Origin of the sequence: Rheinheimera sp. 1928-s (assembly GCF_029269265.1) — a bacterium.
Lineage (GTDB): Bacteria > Pseudomonadota > Gammaproteobacteria > Enterobacterales > Alteromonadaceae > Pararheinheimera.
Window position 1 is genome coordinate 115,928 of record NZ_JARIXP010000007.1, and the last position, 13,850, is coordinate 129,777.

Annotated in this window: 11 protein-coding genes; 6 read left to right on the plus strand and 5 right to left on the minus strand. The window is 46.8% G+C overall.

The window, feature by feature from the left end; genetic code table 11:
* Window positions 1–246 precede the first annotated feature (246 nt).
* The gene (locus P3C17_RS17320; protein ID WP_300930610.1) at window positions 247–1,515 is read left to right on the plus strand and encodes a cyanophycinase; all 1,269 of its coding nucleotides are present in this window, start codon (window positions 247–249) and stop codon (window positions 1,513–1,515) included.
* 147 nt (window positions 1,516–1,662) lie between these two features.
* Entirely contained in the window at window positions 1,663–2,139 is a 477-nt protein-coding gene (locus tag P3C17_RS17325) for a hypothetical protein (RefSeq protein WP_300930611.1), read from the plus strand.
* 43 nt (window positions 2,140–2,182) lie between these two features.
* Here P3C17_RS17325 and P3C17_RS17330 read toward each other — a convergent pair whose 3' ends face one another.
* Window positions 2,183–2,824, minus strand: a complete 642-nt coding sequence (locus tag P3C17_RS17330) for a DUF2959 domain-containing protein (protein WP_300930612.1) — start codon at window positions 2,822–2,824, stop codon at window positions 2,183–2,185.
* 215 nt (window positions 2,825–3,039) lie between these two features.
* On the opposite strand from P3C17_RS17330, the gene P3C17_RS17335 reads away from it, so the two are divergent.
* Together P3C17_RS17335 and P3C17_RS17340 are read left to right on the plus strand one after the other, a co-directional pair.
* A complete protein-coding gene (locus tag P3C17_RS17335) occupies window positions 3,040–4,950 on the plus strand; it encodes a methyl-accepting chemotaxis protein (RefSeq protein ID WP_300930613.1) in 1,911 nt (636 codons plus the stop codon).
* Window positions 4,951–5,120: 170 nt separating this feature from the next.
* Entirely contained in the window at window positions 5,121–5,396 is a 276-nt protein-coding gene (locus P3C17_RS17340; RefSeq protein ID WP_300930614.1) for a hypothetical protein, read from the plus strand.
* 15 nt (window positions 5,397–5,411) lie between these two features.
* On the opposite strand, the gene yjjG is transcribed toward P3C17_RS17340, so the two are convergent.
* From yjjG to P3C17_RS17355, 3 genes are all read right to left on the minus strand, one after another.
* Window positions 5,412–6,095: a pyrimidine 5'-nucleotidase gene (gene yjjG, locus P3C17_RS17345; protein ID WP_300930615.1), complete on the minus strand. Its 684-nt coding sequence runs from the start codon at window positions 6,093–6,095 to the stop codon at window positions 5,412–5,414.
* A 78-nt stretch (window positions 6,096–6,173) separates the two neighbouring features.
* Window positions 6,174–8,564 carry an ATP-binding protein gene (locus P3C17_RS17350; RefSeq protein WP_300930616.1) on the minus strand — a complete coding sequence of 797 codons (2,391 nt, stop codon included), beginning with the start codon at window positions 8,562–8,564 and terminating at the stop codon, window positions 6,174–6,176.
* Between the two features lie 75 nt (window positions 8,565–8,639).
* Window positions 8,640–9,095 carry a hypothetical protein gene (locus tag P3C17_RS17355; protein WP_300930617.1) on the minus strand — a complete coding sequence of 152 codons (456 nt, stop codon included), beginning with the start codon at window positions 9,093–9,095 and terminating at the stop codon, window positions 8,640–8,642.
* 149 nt (window positions 9,096–9,244) lie between these two features.
* Between P3C17_RS17355 and P3C17_RS17360 the strand changes: the two genes are divergently transcribed.
* Complete coding sequence (locus P3C17_RS17360) at window positions 9,245–10,402, plus strand: serine hydrolase (protein ID WP_300930618.1); 1,158 nt, start codon at window positions 9,245–9,247, stop codon at window positions 10,400–10,402.
* A gap of 15 nt (window positions 10,403–10,417) precedes the next feature.
* Here P3C17_RS17360 and P3C17_RS17365 read toward each other — a convergent pair whose 3' ends face one another.
* On the minus strand, window positions 10,418–11,053 hold the full coding sequence (locus P3C17_RS17365) for a LysE family translocator (RefSeq protein WP_300930619.1): 636 nt from the start codon (window positions 11,051–11,053) through the stop codon (window positions 10,418–10,420).
* A gap of 207 nt (window positions 11,054–11,260) precedes the next feature.
* On the opposite strand from P3C17_RS17365, the gene leuS reads away from it, so the two are divergent.
* Window positions 11,261–13,849: a leucine--tRNA ligase gene (gene leuS / locus P3C17_RS17370; protein WP_300930620.1), complete on the plus strand. Its 2,589-nt coding sequence runs from the start codon at window positions 11,261–11,263 to the stop codon at window positions 13,847–13,849.
* Window position 13,850: the final 1 nt, after the last annotated feature.

Sequence of the window (13,850 nt, forward strand, 5' to 3'; positions counted from 1 at the left end):
GAGCACTATATCAGGGCTACGCAAGCTCTGTAACCGCATCAGTTGTAATGGTTTTTGTTTGTTCATTCTTTAAGCGCAGAAGCTGTGTTTATCCTCGTTCAGCGCTTTGACAGCATGCAGGCTTTTGTTATGCTCGGGCTGTTGTCATTCAAAGATCAATAAAAAACCTGGCCAAAGATGCCGGATGTGGCAACAGATGAAGCAACTAGATCGTACTCAATAAAGCAAAAATGGAGTCTGAACCTGATGAAAAAAACCTACCTGCTGGCTCTTAGTCTGAGCCTTGGCAGCCCCTTTTTATACGCAAAAACTCAGCCTGCGGGCGAACTGATGATTGTGGGCGGAGCTTTAGCCAGTTCCAACAAAGCCGTATACCAACAGTTTATTCAAAGTGCTGGTGGAGCAGATAAAGCCAGAATAGTGGTGATCCCTGCGGCCAGCAGTCAACCGGTGAAATACTTTCGTCAATTCCAGCAGGATTTAGCCTTATATGGCGTGCCTGAGCAGCAGGTGCAACTCCTGCCTATAGCGGTGAAAGATGACAAAAGCACCACAGAAGATGAATCCTTATGGCGTAATAATGCTGCAGACCCAAAACTGGCGGCTCAAGTGCAACAAGCCACTGCGGTCTGGTTTTTAGGTGGCGACCAAAATCATCTGGTTGATACCTTAAGAGCTGAAGGGAAAAACAGCCCAGTACTTGATGCTATCTGGCAACTTTATCAAAGCGGCGGTATTGTCGGCGGCACAAGTGCAGGCGCTGCAATCATGAGTGAAACCATGATTGCTTCAGGCTCGTCCTGGACTGCCTTAGCCAGAGCTGTTGCAAAGCCTGATACACAAATCGATGAAGCCGCAGATGAGCCACTGCAATTACGTCGCGGCTTAGGTTTTTTCCCTGATGGGGTGATTGATCAACACTTTGACCGCAGAGCCCGTTTTGGCCGTTTAATAGTAGCGGTGGCAGAACAAAACTCCGCTTCAGCTATAGGTTATGGTGTGGACGAAGACTCAGCGTTGTTTTACCAGGCTAAAACCCGGCAATTTCAGGCGTTAGGCTCTGGAGGCGTGACTGTGATTGATTTACGTCAGGCAAGAAAAGTGACGAACCCGCTTGGCTTTCAAATGGAAAATATCCGCTTAAGTTATCTGCAGGGCGGCGATCGGTATGACATTCAGCACCAGCAATTTTTACCTCACCCGGATAAAGTCAAAACTACAGGTGCAGAGTATGGCAGTAATCCAAATCCAGTGATGTCCGGTGTTTTTAGTGCCAATACACGTTTAAAAGATTTTATTACCTTTGAACTAACCGATAATAAAGCGGCCAATCAAGCCATTAGCTACCTGCATCAGGGCAATGGTCTGGTGTTTGGTTTAACCTTCAGCAAAGATGAAAAAACCACTGGTTACTGGCAATATCTGGATGGGTTAAAAGACAACAGCAGCGCCCATCAGGTTCGTTTGGACATAGTGCCAGGCCGGATACAAATTGATTTAAAACCACAAAGTTGAGCTATCAACAGCCGGAGATCAGCAGAGATCCGGCTTTGTTCTCGCACAGCGGCACGAAAAACCCCATAAAAGTTTGCATAGGCTATAGCTTAGGCAGTTATAATCGCCGCAGTCTTTTGTCGTTAAGCCGTAGTCGGAAAGGTTGTTATGTATAAGCCCACACCATTGTTAAGCTATTTCTGGGGTTTGTTTAGTGGTTTGATTGTCTCAGCATTTTTATTTAACTCCCTGACTCAAACTGAAGTTGAAACAGAGCATACCGAGCCTAAAGCAGAGCAGACTGATACAACTGCAAGCTCTACTCCTGCTGCAGATACACCGGTTTTGACCTTAGCTGCCAGAGCAGAATTATTACTGAAGTACTACACCATTCGGGATGGTGCTGAAGAAACCAATTTAGCGCCTTTGTTGCAAAAAAATGGGCATCTGGAGATTTTCCGTCAGATGTTGCAACAAAGCTCTGCGGATGTCAGCGATTTGATCCAGTCGACTCAATCTTTTACCGCAGCACAGTTTTATGCGTCATTAGTGCGTATTAAACAAAGAGATGAAGAGCAGCAAGCCAAAGCCCAACTGGAATTACTAAAACCTGCACAAGCACCAGCTCCATTGCAGACACAGTAAGGGCCTGACGCCTTAGCGGCCCTTACTGGAGAAACAGCTCGAACTATTGAGTTTGCATCTGAGCAATAAATTTATTTGAATCTGCTATCGCCTTATTCATTTCAATGATCAGGCTGCTGACATCCTGCTGTAAACCGGCAAAATCTGTTTGAATAGAACCAATGGCTTTAGCATTCAGGTTATGTTTTAAAAACAATACGTTGTCGTGCATGATTTTAAGCACTGGCTGCATTTTCTTTTCAGCGGAGCGCATCTTTTTCAACAGCATGTCGAACTGCTTTTCTGTCGTGACCAGCTTTTGTTTGCTCTGAGCTTTTAGACTGGCATTCTGGTATTGCTCCAGCTCGTCACGCCATTCGTTAAATAAAGCATCAGCCACAGACTGCACTTTATTAATACGGCTGCTGACCAGTTCAGCGGCTTTGACGCTTTGCTGATACTCCGAATCCAGCTCTTCGTATTTAGTTTGTAAGTCGCCGCCATGAAACTTCAATAACTGACTCAGCTCATCCAGCGCATCTTTAAACTGTTGCTGGCCTTCCACCTGAGCATCCCTGGCATCCTTCACCCTGTCGACCAGTATTTCACGCTTCTCCACACCAAACTTTTCCATGGTGGCGTAGTAGGCTTGCTGGCAGCCTGCCAGACATAAAACAAGCAGCAGTAAACCACTTAATTGTCGCATCCTGTACTCCAGAATTCTGTGTAAAAAACCATAGTACTAGCTTAAGGCCGGGAAATCATCTGACTCGAAACCCAAACACTATTTGAGTCTTGTTTTAACTCAGGCTAGCATTCACAAAAAATACACAAAGCACAGGCAAAATTGACAGACTGTACTCAGAAAATGTCAGCCTTTTCCGGCTTTTATTCCCCATTTCAGGTTAAATAGAGGAAGTTATGCAATTTAACCATTTGTCTATCAGACACAAGTTGTTACTCAGTTTAAGTGGTGCAGTGCTGATTGCCAGTGTGCTGATCAGTATGATCAGCCAGTCGATGACTCAGACGGTATTAACCGACAGGATGCTCAACAGCGAACTGCCAAAAAGTCTGCAGCAGATTAAAACCAGTATAGAAACCGAAATTGACCATCTGAGCCGTATTGCACAGCAATTAGCAACATCCCCGCAGTTTCATGACTTTTTGAACAGCAACAGAGATCCGGAGCGTGAACAACTGCTGGTCGCTGAACTGGAAAATATAAAGCAACGCCATGGTTTGCAGGCAGCATCCTTTTGCAACAGAGAACTGGGAGATTACTGGAACGAGGCAGGCTTTTTACGCAGGTTAAATCAGCAGGAAGATAGCTGGTTTTTTGCATTTAAAGACAGTGGCAAAGCCAGTCAGGTTTCAGTGTTCAACAGTCCGGAAGTGGGTTACCAGATTTTTGTCAACTACCAACAGTTGGATGGCAGAGGTTTGTCTGGCATCGCCAAGCCGCTGACTGAAATGGTGACCATGATCAGTCAGTACAAAATCGAACAGACTGGTTTTGTTTATCTGGTGAACCCTCAGGGTCAGATCCAATTGCATCCAGAGCAAAGTATTGGTACAGCATTATCCGCTGTTTTACCTGAAGTCGATCTCAGTGATCTGTTAAAACCACAAGGTATTCAAGTGCTTTCTGCAACAGTGAAGGATCAGAAACTGGTGCTGGCCTCAGTTTATGTACCAAGTATGGACTGGTATTTAGTGGCTCAGGTCCCAGAAAATGAAGTCTTCTCTGTGTTGGATCAGATCAAACAAACCAGTTGGGTAACGGCATTTCTGGTGACCCTGGTTTTTGCGTTTATATCTATACTGCTCAGTAACAGCATTAGCCGCCCTATTCAGCAATTAGGTGAACTTTTTGCGCGTATGGGTCAGGGTGAAGCGAATTTGTCGGTCAGAATTGAACAGCAAAAAGGTGCGGAACTGCAACAACTGACAGATGGATTTAACCAATTCATCGGTAAAATTGCCGATTTAATCAGCGACATTCATCAGAGCAGCATCACACTTAATGCCCAGGCCAAAGCCTTATCAGAACAATCTTCACTTAGTCTGGAGCAAAATCAACAACAGCTGGCATCCTATAACAATGTGCAGCAGGCGATGGATCAAATGGAAGCCACAGTGGCCGATATAGCGCAGAATTCTGCGCTGGCCGCCGATAGCACCAGCAATGTCAGTCTATTAGGCTCAAAGAGTAAATCCTGTGTTGATCAGGCCAGTGCTCATATCAGCAGTTTGTCAGTTGAAGTCACTCAAGTGGAAATCGTAATCAAGTTGCTGGCAGAAAAAGCCGATAGCATCAGCCAAATTCTCGATGTGATCCGTAATGTGGCCGAACAAACCAATTTATTAGCACTGAATGCGGCCATAGAGGCCGCCAGAGCGGGTGAACAAGGCCGTGGTTTTGCCGTGGTTGCAGATGAAGTTCGTAATCTGGCGGCGCGCACCCAACGCTCCACTACAGAAATTCAGGATGTGATCAGCAGTCTGCTGTCCAGCACTTCAGCGGCGGTAACAGCAGTCACTAAGGCAGATGCAAAAGCTCAGCAAGGAGTTGAACTCAGTCAGCAGGTCAGCCACAGTCTGAGCGCTATCGCTGACCAAATTCAAAGCCTGGAAAGTATGAGCCTGCAAATTGCCGCAGCCACAGAGCAACAAGCTATGGTGACAGCTGACGTCAGCAGCCAGTTAACACAGATGAACAGCGTGAATAAGGCGAACGTCAGCAGCGCCGAACAGATGCAACAAGCCTCACAGGGCTTATTAACATTAGCCCAGCAACTTAATCAACTCGCCAGTCGTTTCTCCGGCTAAATCACTCAGCAGACAGAGCGGACATAAAACTCCGCTCTGGTTTTAATAACCATAACAGCCTTCGAACCCATAGCGTTAAGTTATTTTTCTAAAATTTGTCACAGTTTTATCTTTTGCCGTGTCTTTGTTTTAACGCAGGTTACTTCAATAAAAAAACAGAGGACAGATCGATGAAATCAACTACAGTTTCCACTTCAATCCAACTTCATATCGCGGCAACTATCATAGCTGCTGTTGCCTTTCATGCAGCGTGCAGTTACAGCTCCGGCTGGTTTACGCCGCTGCTTTGTTATCTGCTGGCGATGATCAGCTTGTTTACTCTGATCCATCGTTTTGGTCCGCTGAGCAAGGCACAAAAAATTGGCTTATGGGCGGTTCAGCTAGTGGCAACACCAGCTTTTGTCGCCGCTTTATGGTTCAGCGGTAAACTGAACTCTATATTCTGAGCTAGCATATTTTCATCAGAGAAAGGTGCTTAGTGCAGTTTCCAGTTGGTCCAGAGACTGCACTTCCAGATCCGCTGTAATACCTGCAGGTAAAGTAGCGTTAAAACGATTGAGCCAGCAGGTATAAAAGCCTGCTTGTTTACCGCCACCAATATCAGCTATCGGGTTATCACCCACCATCAGCACGCTGCTAGGTTCAGGGTTTCCCATCAACTCTTTGGCGTGAGCAAAAATCTGCGGATGAGGTTTAGCCGCACCCACCTGCTCGGAAATCACCAGAATATCAAAGTGATTGTGTAAGCCAGTGCGCTCTAAACGGATTTGCTGTAGGTCGGTAAAGCCGTTAGTGATAATGCCTAATTTGGCTTTGCCTTGCAGCGCATTGAGTAAACTGACAGCACCAGGCAAAGGTGTGCACACTTCAGCCATAGCTTGTAAGAAACCGGCATTGAGCACTGAAGGTGCAATATTCAGCTGCTCGCCCCAATAGCTAAAACGTTGTTCCTGCAACTGTTTTGCACCGATTTCGCCGCTTTGATACTGTACCCAGAGTGGCTGATTGAGCGCCTGATACACGTCATACTGCTCAAGCGTAAAATCTACACCATAACCTTTAAACATCAGCTGTAAGCCAGCATAAGCATCAAAATGAAATAAGGTTTCGTCGGCGTCGAATAAAATCCAGTTAAAAGCTTTCACGTTCTTTCTCTTCAAATTGAAAATGGGGTCAGATCACATTAGTTACACGTAACTAATGTGATCTGACCCCATTTTTAGTTAACTGTCAGATGAGCCGTTGACTATCTCGGCTATCTCTTCCAGACGGCGCAGCGCCAGGTAGTTGATGGTGCGTTTTGGATACTGGCCTTTGCTGTTACGCTCACCGGCCGGCATATCCATTAACAGTTCCAGCGCTTCATCCACACCTTTGACCACATAAATATGGAACTGGCCCTGCTCTACCGCTTTGATCACTTCATCATTCAGCACCAGATTCAACTGGTTGCTGGCAGGAATAATACAACCCTGTTTACCTGTTAAACCACGGGACTCACACAAGCGGAAGAAACCTTCAATTTTTTCGTTCACACCGCCAATGGCCTGCACCTGACCATGCTGGTTAATAGAACCAGTCACCGCTAGACTTTGGGTAATAGGGATATCGGCTATGCCTGAAATCAGTGCACAGACCTCAGCCAAGGATGCGCTGTCGCCATCTATTAAGCCGTAGGATTGCTCCATGGCTATATTGGCCGACAAGGTCAGCGGAAAATGCTGAGCGTATTTAGCACCTAAATAACCAGTCAGCAGCATCACACCTTTGGAGTGAATGGATTTACCCAGTTCTACTTCACGTTCAATATCGACCACACCAGTGGAACCGGCAAAAACTGTGGTACTGATACGGGCTGGCGTACCAAAAGCAGTATCACCAATTTCCAGCACTGTTAAACCGTTAATTTTGCCAACAGCCCAATCGTCAGTGTCTATTAAAATCTGGCCTTCCTGAATATCTTCTAAAAAGGATTCGCTGATACGGCCTGTGCGGTATTGTTTGCCTTCCAGCGCCATTTGCACATGCTCTGCGCGCAGTTCAGACGAGTCATGCTGAGCGGCGTAAAAACAGGCTTCTCGCACCAGCTCCAGCACTTCGGCAAAACGGGCAGAGAGTTTGCGCTGATGTTCGGCCTGACGGAAACTGAAATTCAGCAACTGCTTTAAACCGCAGGCGGACAAGGTTTCCATATCCATTTGCTGAATTTGATCCTGAATTTGCAGCGACATATAACGCACTGTCTGCTCGTTAAACGGCAAATAATGCTCAAAGTCGGCTAACACACGGAACAGTTCGTTAAACTCATCGTCCACGTCCTGAACCAGATAATACAAATCCCGCGAGCCCAGCAGCACTATTTTGACGCTGAGTGGAATAGCTTTAGGCGTAATAATGGTGGAGTTGGTGACAGCATGATCGCTTAGGGTATCAATCAGAATTTCGCCGGTTTTCAGCGCCAGTTTCAGCGCATCCCAAAGGCTTGGCTGTGACAATAAACGATCGGCATCGAGCACCAGATAACCACCATTGGCTTTATGCAAAGCGCCGGGGCGGATCATGCGGTAATTTGTGTATAACGAGCCTTGCATTGAGCTGTATTCAACCCGGCCAAATAAATTGCCGTAGCTTGGATTCGGCTCAAAAATAATAGGAGCGCCGTCCATCAATTCGTGATGCATCAGCACATTAGGCACAAAGTCGCCAACAAAAATGCCACGGATATCCAGCTCTTCCAGCTTATCGCTTTCGGCTTCTTCAGGCAGCAGTTCCAGCATGGCTTTGACCAAAGCCGGTTTCATTTCACGCAGATAACGTAACACACCCAGCTCACCTGAATAGTCGTGTTCCAACTGCTTCAGCAATGGCTTAATGGCTTGTTCTATAGTTTCACGACGCAGCGCCCGCAGGTTTTCCGACAACTCACGTTTCCACTGTGGTAATTCCAGCAATTGCTCGTTCAGAATGGTTTCAAGCTCTGAGACTAAATCGTAGAAAAATTGGCGTTTTTCTTCCGACAAATTAGCAAATTCATTGTCATCCAGTGCTTTGCCATCCACCACAGGCGAAAAGCTGACAGCACCGTTTTCTTCGTACAGCACCACTTGCTGCTCTAAAGCTTTTCGTTCAACTAACTCTATAGCGGCTTCGTATTTATCATCAAATTCCTGATGAATGGCTTTTTTCTTACGTTGATAACCCGGGTTATCAAAAGCAGCAGGGAAAGTATCGAGCAGTTCATCGATTAAGGCTTCAACCTTTTTCACCAGCACTTTGCCTTCACCTGGCACTAAACGTAAGGTGCCCGGAATACGTTCATCGTCAAAGTTATTGATATAACACCAGTCGTCCGGCGTGGCTTTTTCGCTGGCGGCTTGTTGCAGAATATCTTGCACCAAGGTGTAACGGCCTAAAGCTGGCTCGCCCATCACATAAAGGTTATAACCCGGCATATCCATGCCGATGGCAAAATTTAATGCCGCCTTTGCTCTGTCCTGGCCAATAAAAGTGCTGGATAAACCTGTTACGTCCAGCGCTTGCTGGATCAGGTTTTTATCAAGTTGTGGGCCTAAATGTTCGGCGGTTAAAGCATATTTATGGCTGTTGTGCGTCATGCAACCTGCTCAGTGTTGAAAGATGAAAACTACAATTTCCGTCATCTTAACAAATCATTGAATAAAATGAAGGTTTTAAACAGGTAATCCATGACGGCTAAACTGTGTGCCCCCACAATAGACACAAGCGCCTAATTCAGCCGGATGGTAAAAGGCTTGTTGTTGCTGACACTGCTGGCATTGATACAGGCCCATGCCCACTTCTTCACCTTGGACATAAGTGCCCTGATGCTCTAAATCCTGCATCAGTTCCTGCCATTCAATCTGGGTTTTGTCGGTAATAAGCGAAAGTTCGTACCACAAAGTTTCAGGCCAAAGGGATGGCGCTTGTTCGGCCTCTGTGGCCTGACGTTTAAAGGTTTCGATAAAAAGCTGAGTTTCATAAGCCGTCAGCTCTTTACCTGCTTTGATATAAGCTTTGACAGTGTCGGCAAAGTCCACCAGATTATCCAGTTGCTGCTGCCTGCCTTCTTTAAGCATAGTCGCTAACTCATTGAGCCAATTCTGATATTTTTCTTTAAATTCGGACATAAAACCTCCTTACTGCTTTTCTTCAGTATAGTCGGCTAAAAACGAACAACTGAGTTTTAAACTTGTAGCCCGGCTTTTTAGTCGCAAGGCTATTGCGGCTTTTTGCTCTGAAGCTCAGTCTGCAGACAGAACTATAAAAGGGGTTGTTGATGAAACTATATTTTGCCGTTACTGCTTTGACACTGATCTTCAGCACCAGCAGCACAGCGGACTACTTTCCACCTGCAGGGCAATGGCAACAAAAACCAGCCGCCGAATTAAAGGTGGATGCTGTGTTGCTGCAACAAGCAGTGGATTACGCCATACAATCTGAAAACACAGCTGACCCGGATCAGGCGATTAATCAGGCTACCACCTTTGGTGCCAAAGAGCCTTATGATCAAATTATTGGTCCCATGAAAACCCGTGCTCCTGCCAATGGCATTATTATTTATAAAGGCGCAGTGATAGCCCAGTGGGGCGATACAAATGCTGTAGATATGACCCACAGCATCACCAAAACTTTTTTAACTACTGTGACAGGTCTGGCGGTGCAACAAGGTTTAATTCATAACCTGCAGGACAAAGTAGACAGCTACATGCCGCATGGTGTGGATTTGTATCAGGGTGACCACAACAGTCAAATTCGCTGGGATCATCTGCTGCGTCAAACCAGTGACTGGCAAGGCACTTTATGGGGCAAACCGGACTGGGCCGACAGACCTGAAGGCAAAACACCGGCTGACTGGCCAAAACGGCCGTTACGCACGCCTGGCAGTCATTACAAATACAATGATGTGCGGGTAAACCTGCTGGCGTTATCCACCTTGTATGTCTGGCGTAAACCTCTGCCCCAGGTGCTGAACGAACAGATCATGACACCTATTGGGGCTTCGTCCACCTGGCGCTGGTATGGCTACGACAATAGCTGGATTGAGCTGGATGGTCAGAAGATGCAGTCCGTATCAGGTGGCGGTCATTGGGGCGGTGGTATCTTTATTAATGCCTGGGATTTAGCCCGTTTTGGTTATCTGTTTTTACGGGAGGGTCAATGGCAGGACAAGCAGCTTGTCAGTAAAGAATGGATCAAACTGGCCAGTACAGGAGGCTCAGCCAATCCTGAATACGGCTTTGCCAACTGGTTTTTAAACCCGGGCCGTAAAGCTCTGCCAAATGCGCCTGAAACAGCCGTTACTTTTCAGGGCGCAGGCAGAAATATTATTTACATAGATAAAGAACATGATCTGCTGATGGTCACACGCTGGATAGGCAATGGCGATGAGCTGAATCAATTGGTGGGCAAAGTATTAACTGCTCTACCCCACTGATCGGGAACAGTCTGACTAGCGCTGGTCTGCCAGCGCTAATTTCACGCCCAAAGCGACAAATAAAGCACCAATACTTTTATTCAGCCAAAACGCAACCAGCGGGCTTACTTTCATTTTTTTTCCAGCAAAGCCTGCACTGACAGCTAAAAACACACACCAGAGCATGCCATTCAGGTTAAAAATAAAACCCAGAATGACAAAAGCCAAAGCTTTGTTGGCCGCATCCACAGCAATAAACTGCGGTACAAAAGCTAAGAAAAACAGCGCTACTTTTGGATTCAGTACATTAGTGACAAAGCCTTGCAGGAAAATGCTACGAAAGGATGCAGCAGACAGCTGCTGTGCAACAACGCCATGTTCAGGGCGTTTTGCCAACAAGATTTTCACCCCGAGATAAACTAAATAGGCAGCACCAGCCAGCTTCACCAGCGTAAAGGCCGTTGCAGAAGTCGCCAGCAAAGCTGAGACCCCCAAAGCAGCAGCAAAAATATGCATACAAACTCCGGCACCAATACCAACAACAGCGACCAGGCCAGCGCGCCAGCCCTGACTGGCACTACGGCTTATAATCAGCACCGTATCCGGCCCTGGCGAAATATTCAGCAATAAGCCAGAAATAATAAACAACATCAGATTTTCGATACCAAACACAATCAATTCCTTGATAAAACCCGCATCTTCAATTCACCACTTTATGCAGCCGGAGTACAGCAGACAAGAGCATCACCACAAAATAAAACAAAGCAAGGATTGTCCCTTGTTGCAGTTGTTGCCGACCCCCCGCTTGCGGTATGCTAGCGGCAATTTTTCCCGCCGGTTTCATCGGTCTGGTTTTGACTTCACGTTGGAAGGTTTTTAATGCACGAACAATATAACCCGCAGTTGATTGAACAGCAGCTGCAAAAGGAATGGGAACAAACAAACGCCTTTAAAGTAGTAGAAGATGCTTCGAAAGAAAAATACTACTGCCTCTCCATGTTCCCTTACCCAAGTGGCCGTTTACATATGGGCCACGTGCGTAACTACACCATAGGTGATGTGATCAGCCGCTTCCAGCGTATGCAGGGCAAAAACGTGATGCAACCTATGGGTTGGGATGCTTTTGGTTTACCGGCCGAAAACGCTGCTATCGCTAATAAAACAGCTCCAGCCAAATGGACTTACGCCAATATCGACTATATGAAAGGCCAGCTGAAACGCTTAGGTTTTGGTTACGACTGGGATCGCGAAGTCGCCACCTGTAAGCCTGAATACTACAAGTGGGAACAATGGTTTTTCACCAAGCTGTTTGAAAAAGGCTTAGTCTTCAAAAAAATGGCGACCGTAAACTGGGACCCGGTTGATCAGTGCGTTTTAGCCAACGAGCAAGTCATTGATGGCCGCGGCTGGCGTTCAGGGGCCTTGGTAGAGCAGCGCGAACTGGCACAGTGGTTTATTAAAATCACCGATTACGCTGAAGAGCTGTTACAAGACTTAGACCAGTTAGACGACTGGCCTGAGCAAGTAAAAACCATGCAGAAAAACTGGATCGGCCGCTCAGAAGGTGTGGAGATCGAGTTTAAAGTGGCGGGTTCAGACCAGACGATGTCGGTCTACACCACCCGCCCTGATACTTTATACGGTGTCACTTACGTTGCCGTTGCCGCTCAGCATCCATTAGCCCAGCAAGCTGCCGTGAATACCCCTGAATTACAGGCCTTTATTGACGACTGCAAAGGCGGAAAAATGGCCGAAGCCGATATGGCGACCATGGAGAAAAAAGGCGCGCCAACAGGTTTATTTGCCATTCACCCTTTAACAGGTGAACAAGTACCGGTTTGGGTAGCCAACTTTGTATTGATGCATTACGGCTCTGGTGCTGTGATGGCCGTGCCTGGTCACGATCAACGCGACTTTGAATTTGCGACTAAATACGGTCTGGCGATTAAACAAGTGGTTCAGCCGGAAGCTGGCAGTGCGGCAGTGTGCGATTTAACCACTGCAGCCTTTACTGAAAAAGGTGTGCTGGTTAACTCTGCCGAATTTAACGGTTTAGACTTCGCAGCTGCTTTTAAAGCCATTGCCGACAAGTTAACGGCCATGGGCATTGGTCAGGTCAAAGTGAATTACCGTTTACGCGACTGGGGTGTATCCCGTCAACGTTACTGGGGCTCACCTATTCCTATGCTGACGCTGGAAGATGGCACTCAGGTGCCAGTACCAGAAGATATGCTGCCGGTGCGTTTACCAGAAGATGTGGTGATGAACGGCGTGACTTCGCCTATCAAAGCTGACCCGGAGTGGGCAAAAACCACGTACAACGGCCAGGCCGCTTTCCATGAAACCGATACCTTCGACACCTTTATGGAGTCGAGCTGGTACTATGCCCGTTACTGCAGCCCGGATCATGACAAAGCCATGCTGGACCCGGCCAAAGCCAACTACTGGCTGCCGGTTGATCAGTACATTGGTGGTATTGAACACGCTATTCTGCATTTATTGTATGCCCGTTTCTTCCACAAACTGTTACGTGACGTCGGTTTAGTGCAATGTGATGAGCCCTTTAAGCGTTTATTGTGCCAGGGCATGGTATTGGCTGAAACCTTCTACCGTGAAACTGAAAACGGCGGTAAAGAATGGTTCTCTCCTGCGGATGTGGCGACAGAACGTGACGAAAAAGGCCGCATTACAGCGTCTGTTTTAAAAGCAGATGGCAAACCAGTTTTGTCGGCAGGCATGAGTAAAATGTCCAAGTCGAAAAACAACGGTATTGACCCACAACTGGTAATAGACCAGTACGGCGCTGATACAGTGCGTTTGTTTATGATGTTTACTGCGCCGCCAGAACAAACTCTGGAATGGCAAGATTCAGCGGTAGAAGGCGCAAACCGTTTCTTACGTCGCATTTGGACTTTAGCGGCTGAACATAAAGACTTATTCACTACAGCTGTGACGTCACTGGAATTAAACTCAGATCAAAAAGCTTTGCGCCGCGATATCCATAAAACAATCGCCAAAGTGTCAGACGATATAGGCCGTCGTAACGTATTCAATACCGCTATTGCTGCCATTATGGAGCTGGCGAACAAGGTGCAAAAAGCCCCTGTGGATACGGACGCTGACAAACAAGTGAAACGCGAAGGTATTCAGACCTTAATTCAGTTACTGAACCCAATCACGCCTCACTTGTCGCAGTACCTGTGGAAAGAATTAGGTTTTACCACGTCACTGGAACAAAGCCCATGGCCAGTCGCTGATGCAGCTGCTATGGTGGAAGATGAAAAATTAGTGGTAGTGCAAATTAACGGTAAAGTTCGCGCTAAAGTCACAGTGGCAGCTGATGCCACTGAACAACAAGTGCTGGAACTTGCTCATGCTGAAGAAAACGTTCAGCGTTTCCTTGAGGGTGTCACTATTCGTAAAGTGATTTATGTTCCGGGTAAACTGCTGAGTCTGGCCGTAGGATAAA

What these genes read in the sequence shown, in the direction of transcription:
- P3C17_RS17335 (WP_300930613.1), top strand. Translation starts at nt 3,040, where the DNA reads ATGCAATTTAACCATTTGTCTATCAGACACAAGTTGTTACTCAGTTTA.
- P3C17_RS17355 (WP_300930617.1), bottom strand. Translation starts at nt 9,095, where the DNA reads ATGTCCGAATTTAAAGAAAAATATCAGAATTGGCTCAATGAGTTAGCG.
- P3C17_RS17320 (WP_300930610.1), top strand. Translation starts at nt 247, where the DNA reads ATGAAAAAAACCTACCTGCTGGCTCTTAGTCTGAGCCTTGGCAGCCCC.
- leuS (WP_300930620.1), top strand. Translation starts at nt 11,261, where the DNA reads ATGCACGAACAATATAACCCGCAGTTGATTGAACAGCAGCTGCAAAAG.
- P3C17_RS17360 (WP_300930618.1), top strand. Translation starts at nt 9,245, where the DNA reads ATGAAACTATATTTTGCCGTTACTGCTTTGACACTGATCTTCAGCACC.
- P3C17_RS17330 (WP_300930612.1), bottom strand. Translation starts at nt 2,824, where the DNA reads ATGCGACAATTAAGTGGTTTACTGCTGCTTGTTTTATGTCTGGCAGGC.
- P3C17_RS17350 (WP_300930616.1), bottom strand. Translation starts at nt 8,564, where the DNA reads ATGACGCACAACAGCCATAAATATGCTTTAACCGCCGAACATTTAGGC.
- P3C17_RS17340 (WP_300930614.1), top strand. Translation starts at nt 5,121, where the DNA reads ATGAAATCAACTACAGTTTCCACTTCAATCCAACTTCATATCGCGGCA.
- P3C17_RS17325 (WP_300930611.1), top strand. Translation starts at nt 1,663, where the DNA reads ATGTATAAGCCCACACCATTGTTAAGCTATTTCTGGGGTTTGTTTAGT.